20 protein-coding genes and 2 pseudogenes are annotated in these 20,075 nt (G+C 64.0%); 7 read left to right on the top strand and 15 right to left on the bottom strand.

What is annotated here, in order from left to right; all coding sequences use genetic code 11:
- Window positions 1–40: 40 nt before the first annotated feature.
- Entirely contained in the window at window positions 41–331 is a 291-nt protein-coding gene (locus HNP02_RS05955) for a YiaA/YiaB family inner membrane protein (protein ID WP_184436073.1), read from the bottom strand.
- A 940-nt stretch (window positions 332–1,271) separates the two neighbouring features.
- On the opposite strand from HNP02_RS05955, the gene HNP02_RS05950 reads away from it, so the two are divergent.
- Window positions 1,272–1,691 (top strand): hypothetical protein, encoded by a 420-nt coding sequence (locus HNP02_RS05950; RefSeq protein WP_184436071.1) that lies wholly within the window; start codon window positions 1,272–1,274, stop codon window positions 1,689–1,691.
- 505 nt (window positions 1,692–2,196) lie between these two features.
- Here HNP02_RS05950 and HNP02_RS05945 read toward each other — a convergent pair.
- Window positions 2,197–2,598: a hypothetical protein gene (locus HNP02_RS05945; RefSeq protein ID WP_255506221.1), complete on the bottom strand. Its 402-nt coding sequence runs from the start codon at window positions 2,596–2,598 to the stop codon at window positions 2,197–2,199.
- A gap of 139 nt (window positions 2,599–2,737) precedes the next feature.
- Here HNP02_RS05945 and HNP02_RS05940 point away from each other — a divergent pair, with 139 nt between their 5' ends.
- Together HNP02_RS05940 and HNP02_RS05935 are read left to right on the top strand one after the other, a co-directional pair.
- The gene (locus tag HNP02_RS05940) at window positions 2,738–3,352 is read left to right on the top strand and encodes a hypothetical protein (protein ID WP_184436069.1); all 615 of its coding nucleotides are present in this window, start codon (window positions 2,738–2,740) and stop codon (window positions 3,350–3,352) included.
- Window positions 3,353–3,516: 164 nt separating this feature from the next.
- On the top strand, window positions 3,517–3,939 hold the full coding sequence (locus tag HNP02_RS05935; protein ID WP_184436066.1) for a TIGR03618 family F420-dependent PPOX class oxidoreductase: 423 nt from the start codon (window positions 3,517–3,519) through the stop codon (window positions 3,937–3,939).
- 32 nt (window positions 3,940–3,971) lie between these two features.
- Here the strand turns inward: HNP02_RS05935 and HNP02_RS05930 are convergent, their stop codons facing one another.
- Window positions 3,972–4,664 carry a YafY family protein gene (locus HNP02_RS05930; protein ID WP_184436064.1) on the bottom strand — a complete coding sequence of 231 codons (693 nt, stop codon included), beginning with the start codon at window positions 4,662–4,664 and terminating at the stop codon, window positions 3,972–3,974.
- A gap of 22 nt (window positions 4,665–4,686) precedes the next feature.
- Window positions 4,687–5,091, bottom strand: coding sequence for a nuclear transport factor 2 family protein (locus HNP02_RS05925; protein ID WP_184436062.1), 405 nt, complete (start codon window positions 5,089–5,091; stop codon window positions 4,687–4,689).
- Window positions 5,092–5,169: 78 nt separating this feature from the next.
- Here HNP02_RS05925 and HNP02_RS05920 point away from each other — a divergent pair, with 78 nt between their 5' ends.
- Together HNP02_RS05920 and HNP02_RS05915 are read left to right on the top strand one after the other, a co-directional pair.
- Window positions 5,170–6,855 (top strand): GMC family oxidoreductase, encoded by a 1,686-nt coding sequence (locus HNP02_RS05920; RefSeq protein ID WP_184436060.1) that lies wholly within the window; start codon window positions 5,170–5,172, stop codon window positions 6,853–6,855.
- 91 nt (window positions 6,856–6,946) lie between these two features.
- A complete protein-coding gene (locus tag HNP02_RS05915; protein ID WP_184436058.1) occupies window positions 6,947–7,756 on the top strand; it encodes an LLM class F420-dependent oxidoreductase in 810 nt (269 codons plus the stop codon).
- Between the two features lie 42 nt (window positions 7,757–7,798).
- On the opposite strand, the gene HNP02_RS05910 is transcribed toward HNP02_RS05915, so the two are convergent.
- The 4 genes from HNP02_RS05910 to HNP02_RS05895 form a co-directional block, all read right to left on the bottom strand.
- Entirely contained in the window at window positions 7,799–8,401 is a 603-nt protein-coding gene (locus HNP02_RS05910; protein ID WP_184436056.1) for an LGFP repeat-containing protein, read from the bottom strand.
- Window positions 8,402–8,541: 140 nt separating this feature from the next.
- Window positions 8,542–8,970, bottom strand: coding sequence for a cellulose-binding domain-containing protein (locus HNP02_RS05905; RefSeq protein WP_184436054.1), 429 nt, complete (start codon window positions 8,968–8,970; stop codon window positions 8,542–8,544).
- 355 nt (window positions 8,971–9,325) lie between these two features.
- Entirely contained in the window at window positions 9,326–10,219 is an 894-nt protein-coding gene (locus HNP02_RS05900) for a helix-turn-helix transcriptional regulator (RefSeq protein WP_184436052.1), read from the bottom strand.
- 160 nt (window positions 10,220–10,379) lie between these two features.
- A complete protein-coding gene (locus HNP02_RS05895) occupies window positions 10,380–11,174 on the bottom strand; it encodes an SDR family oxidoreductase (RefSeq protein WP_184436050.1) in 795 nt (264 codons plus the stop codon).
- Between the two features lie 375 nt (window positions 11,175–11,549).
- On the opposite strand from HNP02_RS05895, the gene HNP02_RS05890 reads away from it, so the two are divergent.
- Complete coding sequence (locus HNP02_RS05890) at window positions 11,550–13,682, top strand: hypothetical protein (RefSeq protein WP_184436049.1); 2,133 nt, start codon at window positions 11,550–11,552, stop codon at window positions 13,680–13,682.
- Between the two features lie 226 nt (window positions 13,683–13,908).
- Here the strand turns inward: HNP02_RS05890 and HNP02_RS05885 are convergent, their stop codons facing one another.
- The 5 genes and pseudogenes from HNP02_RS05885 to HNP02_RS05865 all read right to left on the bottom strand — a co-directional run bounded on the left by HNP02_RS05885 (window position 13,909) and on the right by HNP02_RS05865 (window position 17,288).
- On the bottom strand, window positions 13,909–14,334 hold the full coding sequence (locus HNP02_RS05885) for a nuclear transport factor 2 family protein (RefSeq protein ID WP_184436047.1): 426 nt from the start codon (window positions 14,332–14,334) through the stop codon (window positions 13,909–13,911).
- Window positions 14,335–14,367: 33 nt separating this feature from the next.
- A pseudogene (locus tag HNP02_RS05880) lies at window positions 14,368–15,101 on the bottom strand (SDR family NAD(P)-dependent oxidoreductase).
- Window positions 15,102–15,223: 122 nt separating this feature from the next.
- Complete coding sequence (locus HNP02_RS05875) at window positions 15,224–15,649, bottom strand: hypothetical protein (RefSeq protein ID WP_184436045.1); 426 nt, start codon at window positions 15,647–15,649, stop codon at window positions 15,224–15,226.
- Between the two features lie 46 nt (window positions 15,650–15,695).
- A complete protein-coding gene (locus HNP02_RS05870) occupies window positions 15,696–16,631 on the bottom strand; it encodes an SDR family oxidoreductase (protein ID WP_184436043.1) in 936 nt (311 codons plus the stop codon).
- Between the two features lie 33 nt (window positions 16,632–16,664).
- Entirely contained in the window at window positions 16,665–17,288 is a 624-nt protein-coding gene (locus HNP02_RS05865) for an NADPH-dependent F420 reductase (protein ID WP_184436041.1), read from the bottom strand.
- A gap of 99 nt (window positions 17,289–17,387) precedes the next feature.
- Between HNP02_RS05865 and HNP02_RS05860 the strand changes: the two genes are divergently transcribed.
- A complete protein-coding gene (locus HNP02_RS05860; protein WP_184436039.1) occupies window positions 17,388–17,870 on the top strand; it encodes a MarR family winged helix-turn-helix transcriptional regulator in 483 nt (160 codons plus the stop codon).
- Between the two features lie 308 nt (window positions 17,871–18,178).
- Here the strand turns inward: HNP02_RS05860 and HNP02_RS05855 are convergent, their stop codons facing one another.
- Together HNP02_RS05855 and HNP02_RS05850 are read right to left on the bottom strand one after the other, a co-directional pair.
- Entirely contained in the window at window positions 18,179–18,514 is a 336-nt protein-coding gene (locus tag HNP02_RS05855) for a hypothetical protein (RefSeq protein WP_184436037.1), read from the bottom strand.
- Between the two features lie 324 nt (window positions 18,515–18,838).
- Window positions 18,839–19,972 (bottom strand): annotated as a pseudogene (locus HNP02_RS05850) (N-acetylmuramoyl-L-alanine amidase); the annotation flags it as partial.
- Window positions 19,973–20,075 lie beyond the last annotated feature (103 nt).

Below are 20,075 nucleotides of genomic sequence, written 5' to 3'. Positions count from 1 at the left end.
GCTCTCGAGCCCAATAGGTGCGACTTCTGCTGGTAGTGATTCAGCTCGTCGTGCCGAATGGATCGTGTTCTGCGATCAGCTTCTCCAGCCGTGCTTCATCGAGTCTGACGCGGATGGTGGCGGCCTCCTGTTGGTCTCGAATGACTTTGGCCAGCGTGAAAGAGCTGGAGACGACAAAGAGCGCAGTCATGGCGAGGAACGATCGTTGCCACAGATCCAGTGGTAGGAAGTAGATTCCGGCAACCAAGGCCAGGGAGCTCACGCCGAACGCGATGGCGGCCTGAACGAAGAAGGCGGGGCTACTCTTCGAGAGCGCATTGAGGGCATTCATGCCAAATACCTTGCCGTACTGCACCAGTCAGCGGATGGGTAGGACTACTCGATTTTATCGCTGATCGGCTCGTGGATGGCGTCACGACCATGGAGACGTCGGTGGCGGGGCACTCGTTGGCCGTGGCCAGAATTGAGGTGCATGGATACGTGTCAACGGGCGCGCAAACACAGACTTAGAATCGAACACCGTGTCGCCTGAACTGAGGGGTCGATGACGTGGAAGTTGTGCAATCCGGAATGAGCGGCGGCCATCGTGGGAATATCGCAGCCTGCGTCGCCCGAATGTCCCTGCGCCCCACAGTATTACGTCACTGTGACGTATAGACGGCGGGGGAGTGTAGGTCGTCCGAGAGCGGCACGATGGGTTTGATGGACCCGATGGTTTCGAAAGGGGTGGGTGGCATGCATGGCGAGAAGTCGCCAGGCGCAGGCGCACCATGTGGCGGCCACTCTCCTTGAGCCCGGCGCTGCGTCCGATGGCGAGTCGCCGGGAGGTCTTGGAAACAAAGTGCGCAAGAACGTGATTCGTCGATGGACGTCGATCGGACCGCCGTAGACAATTCGTCACTGTGACGAAATGGCCAGGGTCGACGCAGAGGCCGGGCAGGGGGTTCAGTGGCGCTCTGCGCTGTGTCGGTCGTCGCGACGGGTGTAACCGATGCGGCGTCTCACGGCGACGGGATCCTTGGCTGGCCGACTGGCGCCGCGACGCTTGCGGGGGTTTGCGCACATCCGCGCCATGAGCACGAGGGGTGACGATTGGGCTTCGATGCCTACGCGCCGAAGGTGCTATGGCGACTCTCGTCCAGGTCAGCCAAATGCCGATAAGCCACATTATGTCAGGTAAACCGGGCACCACTGTCTGGCGACGTTGTGAGTGAGACTTTGAAAACGGCGTTGGGACGCCAAACCTGTGAAATTGCTGTCAAGATAAACGCATGGCCATCCGCATCATTAGTGCCGCACTGATCGGCACCGCAGCACTACTACTTTCAGGCTGCGGTGCGGACGCCGCCTCAGCCTCACCGCCTGCGCCGACGTCGACGGTTTCTGGCGAGGATCAGATCCGCGACGTGATCGCCCGGGTCTCCGAAGCGCACGGCACATCGGATTTTGCCAAAATCGCCCCGTTGACCTGCGCGAAGTACCGCGATCAGGCCAGTGAGCCGATCCCGGCGCCCATGCAGTTCAAACTCGGCAAGATCGAAAACGTCCTGGTCAACGGCGATACCGCAACGGCCGACGTAACTCTCATCATCGACCTAGGCGGCCAATTCACCTACACCGCCGATCCCAGCCAGTTCACTCTGGTCAAGGAGGACGGCCAGTGGAAGGACTGCACACCGCTGGACGAGTAACGGCCTCCTTGACGATCGGCACACCCCGCTGGGCGTGGGTTCTCCCCTGCCGGATTTCAATTGGCTCGATGCCTCGCGACCGGAGGAATACGGCAGGATTGGATACGGCGAGTTACCGGTATGACATATCGAATCGCGTACCGCACCAAGCGGTTTGATTGTTGGTAATCGTCGTCCACCGCTACCGGGCATGCACAGCGCCTTCACGACCGATGGCGCGGGTGGTAACCGGGCGGAGTTCCAATCGCGGGATACCCGCGGAGTCGTCTGGATTGCAGGTGCAGAGCGGAATGCCGTATGCGATTGCACTCGCTGCAATAAGCGCCGACCTGCAGAAGTGGCATCGCTTCCCCGGCCCAGGACGTCGAGCGCGCGACGGTCAACGCCGCTGGTTCGGTCCGGAGTGCGGCCCCCTGGGACCATATGCAGGAATCGAATATGAAGGATTACCAGTACTCGTCGCCGAGAAACTTGTGACCAATTCCGCCAATTCCGCCAGTCGCGCTCATATCGCTCGTTGGCCTGGCAGGGCCCACCGCCATTCGTTGTGGACGTCCCAGCCGTCCACAACCTCCACCAATGCCATGACTCCAGTGGGATAAACGAGAGACACCAGCCAACGGCGTGAGCCGCCTTCGCTAACGGAAAATCCCGCGTTCAGAAATTGCTTGAGCCACTTGATCTTCAGCTGCTCACGCCGGAAATCGAACGCCACAACCGCCTCGCCAGCTTGAAGCCGAGATCTGAGATCTGAAATCCCCAAGGCCTTCTCGACCCACTTCGAGTACTCCTTGACTGTGCAGCGCAAATTGTCATCGGTGAGTTCGAGCGTGGCTCGCGTCGAGATCGGGTTGAGGCGGCTCTCTACCAAGAAAACCTCGGCGCGAGGTGGTGGAGACAGGGTCATGTCAGTGCCTTGTTTCGTCGTCGACCTTGAAGTCGAACTTGACGTTGCGGGGTCGGCCTTCAAGGACAGCATCGGACTGCACAGACTGAAGTATCTCGGCCGATAGGCTGAGTGCCGGTCGTTTCGTCGAGGGGGATTGATGAACTATCCGTACGGGCCCTACGGTCAGGGGTTTCCAGGGCAGCCTGGCTACCCGCAGCAGCAGCCTGGCTACCCGCCGCAAGGCGGCTACCCACCGCAAGGCGGCTACCCGGGCGGACAGCAGCCTTACCCACTGCCGCCCGCATCCAGGTCTCCGAGCGCAGCCACAGGCATCATCGCGGTTGTTCTCTCCGGACTCGGCGGCTTGGCGAATGTCGTCGGCGGCCTCCTCATGGCCTTCGGACTTACCGCGATGATCAGCGAATCGACTTACGACACCGGGTCCGGCGCTTGGACAGGGCTGATCGCCATCACGATGCTGAACATCGTCGCGGGCGTGCTGTTGTCGGTCGGAACGGTGATGTTGTTGCTTCGCAAGAGGACCAGCCAGTGGATCGTGGTCGCGGGGTGCGCCGTGTCGATCGTCAGCACTCTGATCAGCCTCTCGCTGGCCTCCACCATCGCGGAGTACCAGTATGGCGGCACAGGAGCTGACGTCGTGGGCCTGGTCTTTCCGATCGTGACGATCGTGCTGGCCTTGCTCCCGTCCACCGCTGCGTGGATCCGAGCGAAGGAGAATGGTGCTCCGTATCCGCACTGGCCGACGCGCTGAAGAGGCAGCGCGAAGCCGACTACGCCGTGTTGCGGTGTTGCGGTGTTGTGATTCCATCTGTCTTCGTTGATTCCGCTCGTCGGATTGCGACTGCACCGTTCGTCGGACTTGGTAGAGGGTGGAGCATTCGGTTCCGCTCGTCATCAAGGACGGACAGTCGCATCATGAGACTCAACGACATGGCACGCCAACTCATCGGTTCCGACCCAGCGACGCTGGTCACCATCAATCGGGATGGCAGCCCGCAAATCAGCGTGGTATGGGTGAGGGTGCGGACCACGGCCGACGGCGGTGACGAGCTCGTCAGCGCTCATCTGTTGGAGCATCAGAAGATTCGTAATATTCGGCGCGATCCCCGCGTGGCGGTGACCGTCGTATCCACCGACCGCAGCGGGCCGCAGACACCCTATCTGTCGATCAAGGGCACGGCCCGAGTCGAGGAGAGCGGTGCCCCCGAGCTGCTCGACGAGATCGCTACGTCGATATTCGGCCCCGGCACCGGTTTCCCGCCGCCTGATGCACCGCCCGGGTACCTGACTCACATCACGATCGGCACGGTTGGCGGCGTGGGGCCATGGGCGTCGTGAACCGCTGCATTCGTGAAGTGTCGGTCGCAGCATCACCCGAGCCGCCGAGTGCGCCACCGCGACAGATCCGTGTCCAGCACCGCAGGATCGCGTTCGGGAAACACCTCTCCGATGATCTCCAGGTGCCGGATGCGGTGCAGCTGAAATCCGCGGATGCCTTCGCGCAGCCGACACCATCCCACGAACAGCCACGCATCACCTCCGCGCAGCAGACCCATCGCCTCCACGTCACGGGTGGTAAGTGTCTCGCCGTCCTCGGAGATGTAGTCCAACCGTACGACCCGGCGCGCGGCGATCGCCTCGGGAATCAGCGAGACCGCCGCCTCGGACGGCGATTGGGAGTCGATGACGAACATCGAGGCCAACGCCTCATCGACCGGTGCGAGCTGATCCTCGCGGCTGATCGCGAGGACCTTCGCTCGCGCCCGACGCGCCGCCGCACCGTACGGCGAGGTCTCAAGCAAACCAAGCCCCGCGAGCACCGCCAGCGACTCCGGCAACGTGAGATTTAGCGGCGGCAGGGAGTGTTCCCGCAGGATCGAATACCCGCCCGACACCCCGTGGTCGGCATAGATCGGGACCCCCGCGAGCTGGAGGGACTGGATGTCACGCTCAATCGTGCGCTTCGACACCTCGAACTCCTCCGAGAGCCGAGCGGCTGACACCGGCCGGCGTGATCCCCGCAGCAGATCCACCAGCGCGTACAGCCGCTCGGCTCTCCTCATGGATTCGAGTCTCCCCCGGATCTCAGGTGAGGTGCGCGCGCGTCCCGGTCACCGACCACACCTCGCGGATCAGCCCATCGTCGGTGAAGTCGAAGACGTCGATCCCGCCCGCAGCATGGTCCCCGACCTGAACGTTCCACAGCATCCGCCCGTGCGCGCCGTCCACGGCCCGCGAGGCCTCGGAGAAGACCACCTCCGGATGCTGCTCGCGGTACCGATCCAGGAACCGAGCGAAACTCTCCGCGCCCAGCACGTCGTCGCCCGGGTTCGACCCGTCCGGATCGGAGATCAAGAAGTGAATCTGGAAATCCTCACTGCAGATCCGACGAGCGATCTCACCGTCGGTGTTCCACATCTCCAACCACAGCGCAAGTGCGGCATCCGCAACAGCCCAGCTTGTATTCATGACTTTCGTGTTCTCGTTCATGACATCAGCATCAGACAGTGCAGCGACAACGGTATGTCGGTGTTTGAGTGCCAAGTCGAGGGAGGAATGATGCCGGAAATGAGCCCCGTCGCCGAGTTCGATTTCGTCATCGTGGGAGCAGGCAGTGCGGGCTGCCTGCTCGCCAACCGGCTCAGCGCCAACCCTGATCACCGTGTGCTCTTGGTTGAGGCCGGCGGCAAGGACGACTGGTTCTGGATCAAGGTGCCGGTGGGCTACCTGTACACGATTGCCAATCCCCGCACCGACTGGTGCTTCACGACCGAGGCCGATCCAGGTCTGGCCGACCGCAGCATTCACTACGCGCGCGGCCGCGTCATCGGCGGCAGCTCGTCGATCAACGCCATGATCCACATGCGCGGACAAGCAAGCGATTACGACCTATGGGCGCAGGCCACCGGTGACGATCGCTGGCTTTGGGGTGGCCCGGACGGTGCCGGCGAGACGCTGTCGATCTTCAAGGAGTTGGAAGACTACTTCGGCGGAGCCGACGAGTGGCACGGCGCCGGTGGCGAGATCCCGGTCGAGCGGCCGCGGGTGCGCTGGAAGATCTTGGACGCCTGGCAGGCCGCCGCTGCCGAGGTGGGCATCGTCCCGATCGACGAGTTCAACCGAGGCGACAACGCCGGCAGTGCGTACTTTCACGTCAACCAACGGCGTGGCCGTCGCTGGTCGATGGCCGATGCCTTCCTGCATCCCGTCGTCCAACGACCAAATCTCACCGTCTACACCCACACCCAGGCCTTGAAGCTGCTGATGGACGACCAGGTTCACGAAGAGCAGCGTCGTGGTGCCTGGACCACAGCTCAGCGCCGCGCCACCGGTGTGCGGCTACTCAAAGACGGCCAGATCATCGACGTCCAGGCGCGCAGGGAAGTGATCCTGAGCGCCGGTGCGATTGGGTCGCCGCATCTCATGCAGGCCTCGGGTCTGGGCCCGGCCGGGCTCCTTGCCCAGCATCAGGTCCCGCTGGCCGTCGATCTGCCGGGCGTGGGTGAAAACCTCCAGGACCACCTGCAGCTGCGAACGGTCTACCGGGTGCGGGGCGCCCGCACCGTCAACACGCTGTACCGCAATTGGATCACCCGTGCAGGCATGGGACTTCAGTACCTGCTGCTGCGCTCAGGACCCATGACCATGCCGCCCTCCACGCTGGGCGCTTTCGCCAAGAGCGATCCCGCGTTGGCCAGTCCCGATTTGGAATGGCATGTACAGCCGCTGTCCTTGGCCAAGTTCGGCGAACCGCTACATCCTTTCGGAGCGATCACTCCGTCAGTCTGCAATCTGCGACCCAGCTCGCGGGGCAACGTGCGCATTGCCAGCGCAGATCCGCTGACCTACCCGAAGATCTCCTGTAACTACCTGTCCACTGACGCCGATCGTCAAGCCGCCGTGCGGGGCTTGAGGATGACCCGGCAGATCATGGCGGCGCCGTCCCTGGCCCGCTACCACCCAGAAGAATTGCTTCCCGGCCCGCAACTGGTGAGCGACGAAGACCTCGGGCAGGCGGCCCGTGAGCTCGGTACAACCATCTTTCACCCCGTGGGCACCTGCGCGATGGGAGCCATTGATACACAAGGTGTTCCGCGGTCGGCCACCACGGTGCTCGACACCGACTGTCGCGTGTACCGCGTCGCCGGCCTTCGAGTGGTCGACGCTTCGGCGATGCCCACCATCACTTCCGGGAACACCAATGCGCCGGTCATGCTGATCGCAGAACGCGCAGCGCGGGCGATCCTGGGATGAATCGGTCAAATCCGAAACGTGCCGATCCGGAATAAACCCGCACCCGGTGAACTTGGCTCAAGAGTCGCCCTCCCCCGACTCAGGAGCATCCATGACCCGTCCCGTCCGCGTCGCCGTGCAAATCCAGCCCGGCGGCACGCCCGACTACGCCACATGGCGCGACGCCGTGCTGGCCTCCGACGATCTCGGCGTCGACGTCATCTTCGGCTACGACCACTTCCACCGCCCAGCGATGAAGGAAATCGTCGACGGCAAGCCCGTCATGTTCGATGAGCAGCCCGACGTCGCCAACTTCGAGGGCTGGACCGCGCTCGCGTCATGGGGCGAGATCACTTCTCACGCCGAGATCGGGCTCCTCGTCACCGGCGTCGGCTACCGCAACGCGGACCTGCTCGCTGATATGGCGCGCACCGTCGACCACATCAGCGGTGGCCGGCTCATTCTGGGCCTCGGCGCGGGGTGGTACGAAAAGGACTACACCACTTACGGTTACGACTTCGGCACCTTCGGGTCCCGCTTCGATCTGTTCGACGAGAGCCTGATCCGCATCGAGAACCGACTCGCAGCACTGATTCCGCCGCCCGTGCGCAAGCTCCCGATCCTGATCGGCGGCACGGGGCCCAAGCGCTCGCTGCCCGCCGTTGCCCGGCACGCCGACATCTGGCACGCGTTCCAGGACCTCGACGCCTTCCGCAGGTCCAGCGACCGCGTCGATGAGCTGGCAGCGACGTTCGGCCGCAACGGCGCCGACATCGAACGCTCGACGCTCTGGGAGAACGCCGACAGTGCCGATGCCTTCCGCGAGGCAGGAGTCACTTTGTTCCAGACCGAACTCACCTCCGACGACGGTTACGACCTCGCGTCACTCAAGCAGGTGCTCACATGGCGGGATAACGGCTGACCACGATCAAGCTCGATGCAGGTCCGAGTCGCCACCCGCCATCTACAGCCCGGAGGGTACGACCTTGCCGTTGACCGTCACCTCGACCTGGCCCGTCTTCGCGTCGTAATCGATCTTGCCGTGTTCAAAGGTCGTAACGAGGAGATCGCCGACGGTGTTCTCGTCGCTGGTGGGCGCGCCCAGCGGACCCACTGAGCCGTTATCGCCGGTGACCGCAGGCACGCCCTCTGGGTCGCGCGGGACATTCCAGGCCTCCCGGATCTTGCCCCACGTGATGTATCCAGGCGTGCCCGCTTCGTCGTTCTTGGCAGTGATCACGCCGCCCTGGAACTGCTGGAACACCACACCGCTCTCCCGTGCCCCCGCATTGCGGTCACCCGTCAGTGGCTTGCCGAGAGCCTGCCGCTGATTCTCGGTTGCCGACGCGTACTTGGCTGCAATCGGACCGGTCAGCGTCACCTCGACGTCTCTCTCCCCGGTGAGCTTCACTTCGGTGGGCGGGGCTTGAGTCTCGGAGGTGGCGATCAACCCGACCTGCGGCGGCGCCGACGCATCGATGCTCTTGCCATTGCTGCAGCCCACGGTGATCAATGCGACGACGGCCAGGCCGACGACTGCCGTGTGGCGGTATGCGATCGTCTTCATGGGCTCACTCTTGCGTCTTCCTTCGGTGTGGGTCAAATTTTCGGCTGAACCGCTCGCCCGGCCGGAACTATGACCGAATCGCTCAAGCGACACGCAGTCGGCGGGCATCGGAGTGGTCGAACCTCGGCGCGCAAAAGCCTCTAGGAGCAGGGGTATTGCCCGTTGAGCACACAATTCGACGGTGGTGTGTAGAAGCCGGTCAGCACGCCTCTCAGACCACCTGTCGCCGAACCGCCCGGCGCAATGATGCGATTCCAATTCGCAGGGGTGAGAACATAGTGCGTGCCGTATTGCCCAAGGGTGCTACTCCACGTGTGCGAGACGGATTCACCAGCCGGCAAGTCGAATTCGAGCCGCCAATCCGTCATCGGCGCCGTGCTCGCGTTGACGATGGTGAAGTGGGCGATGAAACCGGTCTGCCACGTCGATGACACCGACAGTCTCGCCGCGGCGGCAGCCGCATGAGCCACCGGGGTGATCGCCAGTCCGGAGGTGACAACTATCAACAACGAAACAATTACATGCAGCGCGACCCTCCAGCGCGTCACACAACTGTCCAGTCCGACCACAGCAGCCAACACTAAAGCCACGCAGTCGATATCGGCCCTCGCATCGCGGGTTGGCTGCGGTTCCTTTGCTCAATTGAAACCGCCACGACATTTCGGCGTCGGGCGACGTGATCCACCTGCCTCCCCCATCGGCGCCGCTCGACGGTTCCACAGCGACCGCACGCGCAGGGAAGACGGCGGTATCGAATATGGCGAGTTACCAGTACGAACGAATTACACTGAAAACAAGCCCTATTCGTGCTTCGATAGCGCCGTTGCCCTGGTGGCAACTCCATGGGTTGACGGCGTCGCCCCCGATCAAGGAAGGATTGGTTCCAGCAATGCGGTCCTTGACGCAGACGGACTGAAGGACGGGTTATCCGCCGGTAGCATGGAGCGCGTTTCCCAACGTCTCCTGGCTCGCCCACGACGCCAACAGGGCCAGATTGTCAGCGGCCGGGCCTCCCGCAGGTGCGGTGTAGACATTCAACTGCAGGCCAGATTCGGTGGGTAGATCCATGGACTCGAAGTTCAAGTCGAGCCGCCCCACCACCGGATGGTTCACACGCTTGCTCCCGTATCCCTTTAGTCGCACGTCCTGAGATGCCCACTGCTGCCGGAATAGCTCACTGCACGTTGATAATTCACCCACTAAGGCGATGAGCTCCTCGTCGTGGGGATTACGGCCCACCTCCATGCGCAACATCGCGGCCGCGTTCCGCGCCACCTGGTCGTAGTCGACGAAGAACGGCTCGGCATCGGTGGGATTCAAGTACACGAATCGCGCCATGTTGGCAGGGCGTCGCGGGTCGGCCAGCACCGGCGAATACAGCGCGCGACCCAGTTGATTGATGGCGAGCACGTCGTGGCGCCCATTGCGGATCAACGCCGGTGCACCGGTAATGGCGTCGAGCACCTGCTGCAGCGCCGGACGCACCGTCGCGGGAGGTGTGCGGCGCCGTCGACCGACGGGCGCCGCGGACTGGCGTGCGAGATGCAACAGGTGATCGCGCTCCGCTTCGGTGAGTTGTAACGCCGTGGATAGCGCATCGAGCACGCCCTCCGAGGTGCCAGCCAGGCTGCCGCGCTCAATGCGTACGTAATACTCGACCGAAACCCCAGCGAGTAGTGCTACCTCCTCTCGACGTAGACCCTTGACCCGACGATTGCCACCGTAGGCGGCCAGGCCAGCCAGCTCCGGCGCGATGCGGGCGCGACGCGACCTCAGAAACTCTCGGATCTCGGTGCGCAGATCAAGTGTGGCGGCCATCCACTCACCGTAGGCCCGCGCCGCAAGAGAAGGGAGGTACCGCCAATACCCTGAAGCCTCAGCGTCCGACAGATCAGACGTCGGTCATGACCGGAGACTGCATGCCACGGTGAGGGAAATTGTGGAGCCCGGCATCGCGCCGATGTCGCCGCCAAAAGGATCACGCGGTCGTGGCGATCCCTCCGTCGACGGGGACGATGGTGCCCGTTAGGTAAGCCCCTGCGCGGCTGGCGAGGAACACGGCGACACCCGCCATGTCGTCGTCGCGGCCGATCCGGCGCAGCGGGGCCGACGCCGCGATCACCTCGCCGAACTCGTCGAGGGTCGCAGCCATCATCGTCGAAGGGAACGGTCCCGGCGCCACCGCGTTCACCGTGATGTGCTGTGGGCCCAGCTCCTTGGCGAGCACTCTGGTGAGTTGATGCAGCGCAGCCTTGCTGCTGGAGTACGAGTAGTTGGGCCGTTGGGGAATGTGTATGGCGGCGATGCTGCCGATGTTGATGATCCGCGCGGGATCGTCGGCGGTCCCAGCGTTACGAAGTGCGGGCAGCAGCGACTGCACCAGCCAAAACGGCGCCTTCAGGTTGAGGTCGATGACCGTGTCCCAGGCAGCGTCCGGGAACGTCGCCAATGGCTCGTCCCACATTGCACCCGCATTGTTGACGAGGATGTCGAGACTCCCAGAATCGGCCGTGACGAGGCGAGCGAGGCGCTCACACTCCTCGTGCCGGGACAGATCGGCGGGGACCGCCCAGACGTCGCCGAATTCGGAGAGCTGTTCCTGCGCCTGAGCGCACGCTTCTGCGCTGCGTGAGCTGATGACTACGCGGACGCCCGCCTGGAGAAGCCCGCGCGCGATCATCATCCCGATGCCCCTGGTACCACCGGTGACGAGGCCGTGCTTACCACTCAGATCGAAAAGTTCTGCATGCGTTGTAAATTGGCTGTTTACCACTGTCGCCTTTCTCGTTGGTCGGACAAGACCGTTAGTTCAGCCGGGCATCTCTCGTAGCAAGTTATGCGGTATTCCCGACGCCAAGGAGACCCCCGTAATACGGGTACTGTCAGAGTCCCCCTTGTCCGGTAGCCACTTGACGGAGAGCCTGCACCTCTCGGCCATGGTGCGGCGGGACCGCCGACTGCGTCCTGTGCGTCTCTATGCGAGAGCTGTGGCTTGCTAAGAGTTTCATCGCGAGGCTGGGTGTGCCCGGCAGGCGCGCGTAGATTTTAGTTGTGCTTAGTAAATCTGGTCGCTAGGTCTAAAGCCGGAGCCAGCAAGCACCTAAGCATCCGCAATCGCGCGGCTATCGGTCGTTGTCAGGAGGTCGGCATGACGGCTCTCAGTCCCCCACCCGTCCCCGAGGACGTTCTGCAGTTTGCCGAGCCGGCCGAGCAACCGATGTCGCGGTGGCGCAGGCTCGTACCCCGTTCGCGCCGCGGCAAGGTGGCCACCGCTGGCGGATTGGTCGTGTTACTCGTCGTGGGTCTGCTGGGCGCAACGTACGAGGCCTCGCCGGGAGGCGCTCTGTGGGGTGCCGAGAAGGCAGTCTTTCCCGAGCATTCACAGGACGTCGTCCTCGCCGCCGTCGTCAACGATCTGAAGCAGGCCCAGGACATTCTCGGCAGCGGACAGCAGCCCACACCCGATCAGCTGACCGACGCGCGCACCTCACTCAATGAGGCGAAACAGGACTTGGACTACCTGTCGGCATCACCTCAGCGGACCAGCCTGCAGAACCTGTATTTGCAACTGACACAAGAACTTCTGCAGTACACACCCGATTCGGCGCAACAACTGCCCGCGCTGCCCTCGCCACTTCCCGCACCGCCAGCCGCCGACCCGGGCGACCCCTCGCAGCCGCCGGATGTGGCCCTGACGAGCGCGACTGCGCCCAGCTGGGGATACCCAACCTCGGATGAGGCAGGGACCCCGGCGCCCGACGACTTCGCCGCGGCGCCGCCCGGTGTTCCGGATGCCCCCGCGGACGACTGGCCACAGCCCTACGCGCCTCCGCTGACACCGAACCTCGAAGACATGGGTTACTACGACCCGACGTGGGGGCAGCTCTACGGCTATGACCCAACCAACTGGTACAACTACGATCTCAGCGGCTACAACCAGTACGGCTACGACTTCCTAGGCTTCGACCGGTGGGGGTATGACCGATCGGGCTACGACCGGTGGGGCTACGACCACCGGGGCTACAACTGGGCTGGCTATAACTGGGCCGGCTATGACCGCAACGGCTGGGACCGCGACGGCCGTAACGACTTTGGCCAACGCCGTGACCAACCCGGTGATCCACGCGATCAGGACTGGTACAACGGCCACCACCCGTACGAGCAGTACTACCGGTGGAAGTTTCAGAACGACGACCCCGTGTACCACCGCACGCAGTGGAACCAGGCCCACGGATTCAACCCGAACCTCTACCAAAACTGGAACATGAACCGGGATTGGCACGATCCGCGCAATCGCGACTGGGCGCCGCTGTCCACCGCATCGACCGCCCAGTCAGTCAACCACGACAACACCCACCTCTCGGCCCCGGTGGTAAACCTGAACGCTTCACTGGCACAGTTCATCTCCAATGACAATGCGGCAAACTCGGGGCCCTCGGTGAAGGACCTCGCGGACAAATCCGCCCGCGACTTCACTAGGGAACTCGCTCCGCGCGTCACCATGCCCGCCGGATCGCAGCCACTGTCGGCACCTGGGCAGCGACCCGCCACGCAGACGACAGACCACCAAAGGCCTTTTACACCACCAGCTTTGACGGCACCCGCGCCCGCAACGCCGCCGTCAAAGGTGTCACCCGGATTTACCGCACCGAAACTTTCGCCGGTGCCCGTCTACACACCGCCGAAAGTCGACCAACTACAGGGAAAGCCTAAGCCCGCACCGGGCAACATGGCGCCAGGAAGTGGCCCCGATCCTTCGGCGCGACGCGGTGAGATCCCGCCGAAGGCTGATTCGCCGAATCCCGCCGTGCCGCCGCCAGCCGAACCGGCACCAGCGACTCGACCCTCCCCTTCGGTGCCTCGTGCGCCCGAGGACTCGACGCCTCGCCAGGACAATCCAGTTCCGCAGGTGACGAATCCTGAGCCGCAAGACCGCACGCCGAAACCGGCGCAGCAAGAGCCACCGCAGCAGCGGAGCGCGGACAAATCACCCGTGCAAGTCGCTCCGGCTCCCATAGCCCAGGCTCCCGCCCCCGCGATCGAGCCGCCCGCTCCCCAGGCTCCCGCTCCCGGGGCGGCGGCCCGGCAAGCGCCTGTCCACCAAGCACCTGCTCCGCGGGCGCCAGAGGTGGTGCGGGAGCAGCCAGCCCGACAGGCACCGCCAGCACACGAGGCACCGCCTCCTGCCCCGCGACCCGCGCCAGCCCCGCCTCCTGCTCCTGCGCAGCACTCTGCACCAGCGCCAAGAGCGCCCAACTGTCCAATTCCGCTGTGTGGATGAGCTTTCGACGCGGATTTGGCAGGTCGCCGAGTTGTCGGGCATCGGCACGCCGACACCGACCCGGGCTTGCGGTACAAGCGTGTCGTTTCTCCACAAACGAGACGTCGCTAACGCTCCGTGGCAGCGTGCCTACGTGCTTCGTTGACTAACGTGCAGCAATCGAATATGGGGTGCCACCAGTAAGTTTGATCGGCCATGCCTTGCTGCCCAATGATTTTCGACTGCGTCACTCCACGTTCGTGCGCAGTTCCCAGGGCTGCATGCCGAGGAGGCCAGCAAGGTACCCCTGCATGTCGACACCGGCAGGCAGCGGGCGCCACCATATGGTCACCTCGGCGATCTTGCCGTCAGCGTCCAGCAGGATGTAGTCCATCCCGTTGACAACGGTGTCTTCGATCTGCAGCCGGAAGTACGCGGCGTGGTGTGTCCCGCCGCTGAGGACTTCCTTGTAGGTGAGGTCGGCCGCCACCGTGCCGACGGTCCGTATGGCTTCGAGGACTGCCTCGCGGCCGCTGAGTGGCTCATCGCTGAGCGGGCCGTACATCACCACGTCCTCGGCGAGGATTCCGGAAAGAGCGTCTTTGTCTGCGCCGCCGTGCATGCAGTCGACGAAGAATTCCACGGTGTCGCGGTGCAGGGCGAAGGTGGTCATGGTTACTCCTAATATCGTTGTTTGCTTGGGCATTCAGATCACTGTGGTGCCGCCGTCGACAACCAACTCCATGCCATTGACATAGCTCGAGTCGTCCGAGGCGAGGAACAAGGCGGCCGAGGCGATCTCCTCGGGGCGGCCCGACTCTCGGCGCGGGATCACGGACTCGAACTGCGCCTTCTGCTCCTCGGTCATCACCTGTTCCAGGGCCGGCGTGGCGACCTGCCCAGGGGTCAGCACGTTCACCCGGATCTTCATGTCCCTCAACTCCGACACCCACACCCGTGCGTAGGCGGGCAGCACGGCCTTGCTTCCCGCGTACACACTCCAATTGGGATAGCCCCGCAGCGAAGCGTTTGACCCGGTCATGAAGATCGAGCCGCCATCGTTGAACAGCGGCAGCGCCTTCTGGACCGTGAACAGCGTCCCGCGCGCGTTCAACATGAAGGCGGCATCGAAGTCCTCCTCGGTGATCTCGCCGAGCCGGCCTTGTGCGCCCGTCCCGGCGCTTGCCCACAACACGTCGATCGAGCCCTTTCCTGTTTGACCGTGTCGAACAAACGGTCCAGATCGTCGAGGTCGGCCGAATCGCCCTGTACGCCGGTCACATTTCGGCCGATCAGCTTCACGGCTTCATCCACGGCTTGCTGCCGTCGGCCCGAGATGAAGACGTGAGCGCCTTCGTCAACGAACAACTTGGCACCGGCCAGTGCCATACCACTTGTCGCGCCGGTGATCACCGCGACTTTGTTATCTAGTTTTCCCACGATCACTCCCATTGAATTGATGGTTGATGTTTCCGATTCGCGTGCCGGATCCGGCGTCGAACTCAGCCGACGTTGACGCCAAGGGAGAAGTTGAAGTCCCCCACGCCATGGCGGGCCACGCCTCACTCCCCGTTCGTGCGTAATTCCCAGGGCGGTATGCCGATTGCCTCCGCGAGGTTGCGCTGCAGCGCAACGCCGGCCGGCAGCGTGCGGTAGAAGATGCTCACTTCGGCGATCTTGCCGTCGGCGTCGAGCAGGACGAAGAAGATGCCGTTGACCGCGGCGTCTCCGACTTGCAGCCGGAAGTGTGCGGCGTGGTGGGTCTCGCCGCTGAGGACCTCCATGTAGGTGTCGTCGGAGGACAGTTTGTTGACTTTCTTGATGGTCTGCACGGCGGCGTCGCGGCCGACGACTGGGTCATCGCCGAACGGGCCGTATAGCCGCACGTCCTCGGCGAGCAAACCGGTGAGGACGTCGTTGTCGACGCCGCCGTGGATGCAGTCGACGAAGGACTCCAAGGTGTCGCGGTGCGGGGCGAACGTGGTCATGGTTGCTCCTCGTAGTGTGGGGAATTCGGTTGGTGCGCCTAGGCCGTCAGTTGGCGGAGAAGTAGTGTCCGTTGTCCAAATCGGCGAACAGGCCGGGCTCAGCGGGTTCCCAGCCCAGGGCCTCGCGGGTAATGAGGCTGGACGCTGGGAGGTCCATCGTGACCAGATTCGTGAACATGCCGAAATATCCCGGCAGCATCAATGCATCCACGGGAACGCTCACCGCGGGCAGGCCCAGACGGCTTCCAATGGCCTCGGCGATCTCGCGGAACGGGACGCCCCCATCCTGAACCGCGTGCCAATATCTACCAGCCGGACCCTTCTCCAACGCCAGGCGGAACACGGTGGCGACATCGCGGATGTGTACGGCGTCCCATAGGTTTTCGCCGTCTCCGGGGTAGCCGGCGAAGCCCTTCTCCTTCGCGAGCGCGATCAGCCCGGGGAGGAAGCCAGCGTTATCGGTCGTGCCGTGCGCGACGAGCGGAAGCCGCACGATCGAAGACCGCACTCCCCGCTCGGCGAGGCCAATTACAGCCCGTTCCACGACGTTGCGAGCCCGCAGGGTGCCCTTGTGCTCCTCCCCGCTGGGGAGCGCCGGGTCTTCCTCGGTGGCCGGCCGGCCCAGGTTTCCAGGCGAGCCGACACTGCCCGCTGCGACCAGCGGCTTTCCGGTCCCTTCCAGTGCCTCGCCGTAGGCAAGCATGATCGGCAGCTCCGCGGCGGCCACGGCGTCCAGCCCGCCGGACGGAAGCAGATCTTGCCGGTGCGCGACGTGGATGACGCCGTCGGAGTCCGCGGCCGCCTCCCTGAGCCCGTCGAGATCCTCGAGGCTGCCGCGACGCACCGTCGCGCCCAGCGCGGACAGGGTCGCCGCGGCCGTGTCCGACCGGGCCAGACCGGTGACCTGGTGCCCGGCGGCGATGAGCTCGGGGATGATGTACGAACCGGCATGGCCGGTTCCGCCAGTGACGAAAACGTGCATGTGACTGTCCTTATGAGGGAATTGGGGGTGTGCTCAGCCGGAAACGGTGGCGCCGAGTGCGAAGTCGTAGTTCCCCACCCCGTTGCGAGCGAGGCCCATCACCACCAGGCCCGCGCCTTCCAGCCAGTGCGCCATGGTCAAGCCGCCGACGTCCAGCGGGCGCAGATTGAGGCTCTCGACGAACTCCGCGACGCCCGCCTTGGCGCGCGCGTCGTCGCCGCCGATGAAGACGTCGAGCGGCCGGCCCTGGGCCAGGGCGACACCGAAGATGGTGTTGGATGCCTTCACCACGCTGGCGCTGGCCGGCGCGACCTTGTCGACTTCCTGCGCGATCGAAGTGTCCTCGGGGATGGCCAGCCCGTCGGCCGCGGAATTGAAGGGGTTGCTGATGTCGACGATGACCTTGCCCGCCAGGGCATCTCCGTACTGGGCGATGACCGGAACGACATTGGCGTACAGCAGGGCCACGATGACGATGTCCCCGGCAGGGACGGCGCCGAACTCTCCTGTCGTGGCGCTGCCGCCGAGAGTTTTGGCAAGGTCGGCGGCCTTGGACTGATCGCGGCCGATGACCTCGACGGTGTTGCCGCCCGCTACGGCCAGCGTGCCGATGGCGCGGGCCATGTTCCCGGTGCCGATGATGCTGATGCTGCTCATGAGGTATCCCCGTCCTGGTTGACGATCTGAAAAGGTTGACTTCTCAACCATACGCAATTTCGGTGACGCGTCAACCAATGAGGGTTAGCATGGGGGCTGATGGAACCGAACTGGCTGAACGCTCGTGAAGACCGCGCCTGGCGGGCCTTCATCCACGCGCATGATCAGGTCGAGGCTCGCCTGAACCGACGCCTGCAGGAATCGGGTCTGTCCGGGGCGGACTACGAGGTTCTGGCGGTGCTCTCGGCTCTCGATGGAGACCGCATGCCGGCCCACGCCCTATGCATCGCACTGGGCTGGGAGAAGAGTCGTCTCTCCCACCAGGTGCGGCGTATGCAGAAGGACGGGCTGATCAGCCGCGAGCCCAACCCCGACGACGCCCGCAGCACCATGGTCTGTCTGCTGCCGGCTGGCCGCGCCTCCATCGAGAAGGCGGCGCCCAGGCACGTGGAGGACGTCCGCCGGAACTTCATTGACCTGTTCACCCCGGCTGAGCTCGACATGCTCGCCGCCCTCAACGAACGAGTCCTGCACCGCCTGGCCACGAACCACGACTCCCCCGCCGAAGGCGAGCCGTCATAACCTTCACTGGCCGTGAGCATTTCGCCCCACTCAGACTGCGGTACCAGTGGAATTCGTCAGCGCACATAGCCGGTATTGCTTGGTAGCGGAGGTCGATGTGGACGTATCATGTTGCCACATAACGAGATTCGTCTTAGCGTCCGGGACGGAAGCCGGTCCGGCGCAACAACCGAGCTCCCATGCTTCTGCTTCGCGTCACTATCGGCAGGGGCCACGGCGGAATCGAGTACGGAGGTTGACCTGTAAATCACTGCATGTTGCATCGGATGAATTACTGCTCGCGCTCGGGCCGGCCACCGCTCCTACGATCATTTCGCCTGTCTCCCAGGCCTTCCGCTCTCAAAACCTCTGAGCGAGTCGGGACCACTCAGTGGTTGTCCTCGGAAGGTGGAAAGTAGTAGCTGATGCGCGGCACTTCGCGGGTTTCGCTGGAGAAGTAGGGGGGTGCCGAGGGCCGGTGCGGCCTCCTTGTAGCAGTCGATGCGGATCTCGCCGGAGATCCAGTCGATTTCGTCCGCCGCGTCTTCGAGAACGGGGACGACCCAGTCGGCAAGCGTGCCGGTGACGAGGGCCTTGTTCGGCACCTTGTTGAGCGGGTAAGGGCCGAGCGGTTTCCAGCCGGGATTCCGGTCTTCGTTGCACATGGTCTGGTACCAGTACGACTGCCAGTACGGGGCTCATCCGAGTAATCGCTTCTTTCGGCTCTGCTCAAGTCTTGGCGATCAGCCTAGCGACGGCATTTGGTCGGCATCAAACAGTTTTGCAGGCCGCGCGAACGTCGACCTTTCGTTGACAAAGCTGCTCACGTCCACCCAGAACTCGCCGCTCGGGGCAGCCCGGCTGACAACCCGGGCCGCCGACTCACCGGTTCCACGCGAGGCCCTATGCCTCCCCGCAACCAGAAGGCCGTCGGGATGCCGAGGATGGCCGAGTAGCACGCGCCGCGTCCCGATCAAACAAGGATCTGCTCAGACGCGGTTCCGGGCGGGCGAGAATCGTTCCAGTTCGGCGGGCGGACCCTCCGGCGACGGCGGTGGCAGTTCGACTGGCACGCCGTCCATCACCCTGGTCACCGTCGAGTTGGCCCTGTCCCAGTTCAGGGTCCCGTGCTGAAAGTTCTGAACGATCCACTGAGGTTCCTGAATTTCCCCGCTGGTCGGCAGTCCGAGCGCGCCGTACTCGTAGCCAAGGGTGGCCCAGGCGTCGTAGATGCCGCCGGTTACCGGTTGCGCACCGCACGCGGGTGACCAGTAGATCGCCCCCCTGTCGAAGGTGACGTATCGGGCGTCACCGGACCCGGACGCCTCTGGCGACGTCGGCGCGCCGAGTGGACCGCTCATACCACCCATGGCCTGCCAGCGCGCGTAGATCGCTCCGCCTCGTAGTGAGTCGGCGAGATCCTGGGCGTTGCGTGGTTTGTTGAACCGAGCGGCGATGTGCCGTATCTGGTCGAGAGAGGCGTAGCCGAAGGAGCCAGGACAGGCGGTGTCGCCCACGTCGCGATGGCCGAAAATGGTTGCCAGGATGGGTGTATCGCCGCGTGGGTAACGTGTGTACGGACCGCCTGCCGATGTCAGCGCCACGGTGCCGAGCGGTGGGACGGTGTCCATTGCAAGTCGCCATCCGAGCAGTTGGCCCACCGCCTGAAGTTGCACTGTTGTCGGTGGGGCTTCGTCGAAGTTTCCGATCATGGCCACCGCCCAGGTGTTGGCGTTGAACCCGCCGGTGTGGCTGCCCTCGACGGGGCGGGTGATGCCGCCGAATCGTCCTTCGAACACCTGCCCGTACCGGTCGACCAGGGAGTTGTAGGCGATGTCGCCCCAGCCCAGGTCCGTCGTGTGATAGCTGTAGATGCCGCGGACGATGCCCGCCGAGTCGCCCGCCGCATACTCGTTGGGGGTTGCCGTGTGGTGCACTATCCCCGCCCGGATGCCGTTGTCGAACAACGGAGTCCCGCGTCTCATCGCTTCATCGGCACCCCACTGGGCGCGCGTGATGATGCTCGGCGCCGGCCCGAGCCCGCTAGCCGAGGTGGTGAACGGTTCGGCCGCTGTGGGAGCAGGGTCGATCGATGCAGCAACGTTGCTGAGGACTGCGCCAAGGGACGCAGCGGCGAGATACTTAAGGACGCCACGACGGGATGGGTTCAGCGCCGACCCGCACGCGCACCGATCCGACACCGCGACAACATAACTCGCAGTGCGG

The sequence above is a fragment of the Mycobacterium sp. AZCC_0083 genome, assembly GCF_014202335.1.
Classification (GTDB): domain Bacteria; phylum Actinomycetota; class Actinomycetes; order Mycobacteriales; family Mycobacteriaceae; genus Mycobacterium.
Note: the sequence above shows the minus strand (reverse complement) of the source record. Positions and strands in the feature narration are given on the sequence as shown.